We start from the raw sequence: 458 nt of genomic DNA, 5'->3' as shown, positions 1-458 counted from the left end.
CTTGTCGTTGGTGAAGACCGACGCGTCACCGGTGGCGGTCACCGTGAAGCGCTGGTTCTCCGGACCGGTCTGCCCGATCCGCTCGATCGCCGCGATCCCGGCGTTCACCAGCGGTGACTCCTCACCGCCCGCCGCCGAGCCGTAGAACAGCAGCACACGGACGTTCGCGCCGCCGGGCGGCGACGTGATGGACATCGTTGTCAGGGACGGATCCGGGGCCGGTCGCGCGCTGGCGGGACCCGACAGCAGGCCGGCGGCGACGACACCGGCGGCCACGGTGGCCGCCCAGGCGCGTCGTCTGATTCTCGTCCTTCGTGCGTTCGAGGTACTCGACGTGTCCAACCCTGCTGAATCCATGGGTTCGTGATGCGATGTGGACCGCACGTGGCCACCCACCCCTCCTCGGTCGCAGCAACAGCGTCAAGGAAGCTAGACCTCTTTGCGTCAGACGCCAAGAC

1 pseudogene is annotated in these 458 nt (G+C 68.1%); it reads right to left on the bottom strand.

What is annotated here, in order from left to right:
- Positions 1–276 (bottom strand): annotated as a pseudogene (locus LPA54_RS38315) (ThuA domain-containing protein); the annotation flags it as partial.
- Between the last annotated feature and the right edge of the window lie 182 nt (positions 277–458).

Source organism: Streptomyces sp. DH12 (assembly GCF_020873895.1).
In the GTDB taxonomy this organism is placed as follows: Bacteria; Actinomycetota; Actinomycetes; order Streptomycetales; family Streptomycetaceae; genus Streptomyces.
Note: the sequence above shows the minus strand (reverse complement) of the source record. Positions and strands in the feature narration are given on the sequence as shown.